4 protein-coding genes are annotated in these 2,823 nt (G+C 75.9%); 3 read left to right on the forward strand and 1 reads right to left on the reverse strand.

What is annotated here, in order from left to right:
• Window positions 1-1,216, reverse strand: a 1,216-nt coding sequence (locus ACTIFU_RS23330; protein ID WP_439580721.1) for a S8 family serine peptidase, incomplete at its 3' end; no start/stop codon positions are given.
• A 96-nt stretch (window positions 1,217-1,312) separates the two neighbouring features.
• Here ACTIFU_RS23330 and ACTIFU_RS23335 point away from each other — a divergent pair.
• From ACTIFU_RS23335 to ACTIFU_RS23345, 3 genes are all read left to right on the forward strand, one after another.
• Window positions 1,313-1,825, forward strand: a complete 513-nt coding sequence (locus ACTIFU_RS23335) for an RNA polymerase sigma factor (protein ID WP_439580722.1) — start codon at window positions 1,313-1,315, stop codon at window positions 1,823-1,825.
• Complete coding sequence (locus ACTIFU_RS23340; RefSeq protein WP_439580723.1) at window positions 1,822-2,541, forward strand: hypothetical protein; 720 nt, start codon at window positions 1,822-1,824, stop codon at window positions 2,539-2,541. The genes ACTIFU_RS23335 and ACTIFU_RS23340 overlap by 4 nt, the downstream gene beginning before the upstream one ends.
• 67 nt (window positions 2,542-2,608) lie before the next feature.
• Window positions 2,609-2,823 (forward strand): GntR family transcriptional regulator (locus tag ACTIFU_RS23345; protein WP_439580724.1); only part of this gene is annotated, 215 nt, incomplete at its 3' end.

Genomic DNA, 2,823 nt, shown 5'->3' on the forward strand with positions numbered 1-2,823 from the left:
AGGACGTGCCCGACCGCGTGACCGGTGGGCGCCCGGCCGCCACCAGCACCGGCAGGCCGACCCCCGGCGCGGCGAAGGCGATATGCGGCCCACGCCCGGCCTGGGCGAACACCCGCGCCTCGCGGTCCACCGCCGTCACCCCGGTCGCCCAGGAATGCGCAGCCGGGTAGCGCGGCGCGGCGCGCGGACCGTCATTGCCGGCCGCCGCCACCGCCGCCATCCCGCGCGCCGCCGCCGCCGCGCCAGCCTCCTCCACCACCGCATTGGCCGGTCCCGCGAACGGCATCGCGACCACGGTCACGCCCCGATCGGCGAGCAGGCCGATCGCGCTCGCGATGTCGAACGCATCGGCCACGTCGCCTTCGGGGCGATGATGGAACGCATCGACCGCCACGATCCGCGCCGCGGGCAGCAGCCCGGGGATCGGACCGCCCCCTGCCAGCAGCGTCGCGACCGCGGTGCCGTGCGCGGCAGTGGACGGCGCGCGATCGGGGCTGCGCAGCGTGATCGTGTCGATCCGTCCGCTCGCGCGGGCGAGCACCGGGTCGATCCGCGTGTCGATCAGCCCAACCTCCAGACCGCCGCCGCAGGCGCGGCCGTCGGGCCAGCCGACCAGGGCGAAGTGCGGCGATGGCACGCAGCTGCCGCCGGGGCACGCCGCGCGGGCCTGGCCCGTGCGGAAGAAATGGTTGAAGTCGACGGTCGCCGCGGGCGCGAGCGTCCGCAGCCGGTCGCGCGCGGCCGCGGTGCCAAGACCGGCCGGCGCGCGCAGCCGTGTCACCGCGCCACGCTCGGCGACGATGGTGAAGCCCTCGGCGACCGCCTGGGTACGCGCGGCGGCGTCGAGATCGCGCGCGACCAGCTCGCGGTCCTCGGCCTCGGGCGCCTCCGGCGGCGGCGGGGCGGGCAGCGGCAGCGCCCGCTGCGGCTGGGGCGGCCGGCCGAACAGCATCCCCATCAGGTCTCGCACGTCGCTCGGGAAGCCGCGGCCGGGGTTCGGCCCGAGATCAGGCCGGCCCGGACCGCGGTCGCCGCCGCCGCCGCGGCCGCCGGGTCCGCCCGGGGCCCCGCCGACCCCGGCGGGCGCGCCCGGGGCATCGGCGTCATCGGAGTCGTCGTCATCCGCGACCGCGGGCCCCGCCAGCGCAAGCGCGAGTGCACACACGGGCAGCAGCGCAATGCACCGTTGCAACGTCTCGATCGATCCGGCACGCATGCGCGTCCCTCCTCCAGGCCAGCCTAGCAGCGCGCGCACCGACGGGCCCATTGTCCGTTGCCCGACCGCCTTACACGGCAGCAGGATTGGGTTCCCATGGCTTCCGATTTCGCCCATGACCTCGTCGCCCTCCTGCCGCGGCTCCGGCGCTTCGCCCGGGCGCTCGCAGGATCGCCCGATCGTGCTGACGACCTCGTGCAGAGCGCGTGCGAGCGCGCGCTGCGGTCGCGTGACACATTCCAGCCAGGAACGCGTCTCGATGCATGGATGTTCCGCATCCTGCGCAACGTTTGGATCGATACGGCGCGCCGTTCGGGCGCCCGGGGCGGCGAGCATGCCGCACTCGACGAGGTGGCAGAGCAGTCGGGTTGGGAGGGGCGGGACGTGACGGAGGCGCGGCTGATGCTGGCCAGGACGCGCGAGGCGATCGCGGCGCTGCCGCCCGAGAGCCGGGAGGTGGTGGTCCTGATCTGCGTCGAGGAGCTCAGCTACCGCGAGGCGGCGGAGGTGCTGGACGTGCCGCTCGGCACGGTCATGAGCCGGCTCTCGCGGGCACGGGTGAAGCTCGCCAGGACGCTGGGCCATGTGCAGGACGAGGACGTGCCATGACGCCGCCTGCCGTCTCCGACGAGACCCTGACGGCGTTCGCCGACGGCGAACTCGACGCCGCCGAGGCGACCTCGGTGCGCGCGGCGGTGGCGGCCGATCCGGCGCTGGCCCGTCGGCTCGCCGCCCTGCGGGAAGCGCGCGCGGCCATCCGTGCGGCCTTCGCCGACGTCGCGAACGAGCCGGTGCCGACGGCCCTGATCGCGGCCGTGCTCGCCGCCGATGCGACTGACGCGCCGCCGCCGCGCGCGGCGAATGCGCCGGTCTGGCGGGCTGCGGCGATTGCGGCGACCGTGGCGCTGGTGGTCGGCGGGCTCGCCGGCGCGCTGCTCGTGCCCGGCCCGACGCGCGTCGCCGACCGGCTCGACCCGCTCGGTGCGGCCGCCCCCGTGCTGGCGGACGTGCTCGATCGCGCCGCGAGCGGCGAGGCGGTCGCCTTCGACGGCGGTACGGTGCGGCTGCTGGCGAGCTACCCGACGACGGCGGGGCCGTGCCGCGCCTTCATGGTTGACGGGCCGGCGGCGGTCTCGGGGCTCGCCTGCCGCGAGGACACGGCCTGGCGCATGCGGGTCGTGGTCGCGCGGCCACCCCCGGAGGCCGGGTTTGCGCCGGCGTTTGGAGAGGATCCGCTGGTGCGCGACCTGCTCGACCGGCTCGGCGCCGGCGCGCCGCTCGATCCGGCGTCGGAACGCTCCGCGATCGACCGCGCCTGGCGCTGAACGGAACGGAAAGGGGGACCGGGTCGGCCGATTGACCGGGTTGCGCCGTCGTGCTGGCATGCCACTGATGAACCAGCCCGCGAGCAGCGGCCGGCAGACGGCCTATGCCAGGATCCGGACCCTGATCCAGGGTGGCCAGCTGCTGCCGGACGAGCCGATCTCGGAGCGCCTGCTCGCCGAACGGCTCGGGCTCGGCCGGACGCCGGTCCGCGAGGCGCTCAAGAGCCTGGCGCACGAGGGATTGCTCGATGTGGTGCCGATGCGCGGCACGTTCCTGCGTCA

It is taken from the genome of Elioraea sp., assembly GCF_051860475.1.
GTDB lineage: Bacteria > Pseudomonadota > Alphaproteobacteria > Acetobacterales > Acetobacteraceae > Elioraea.

Excerpts from the sequence above, each read along its gene's own strand:
- ACTIFU_RS23335 (WP_439580722.1), top strand. The coding sequence starts at position 1,313 with ATGGCTTCCGATTTCGCCCATGACCTCGTCGCCCTCCTGCCGCGGCTC.
- ACTIFU_RS23340 (WP_439580723.1), top strand. The coding sequence starts at position 1,822 with ATGACGCCGCCTGCCGTCTCCGACGAGACCCTGACGGCGTTCGCCGAC.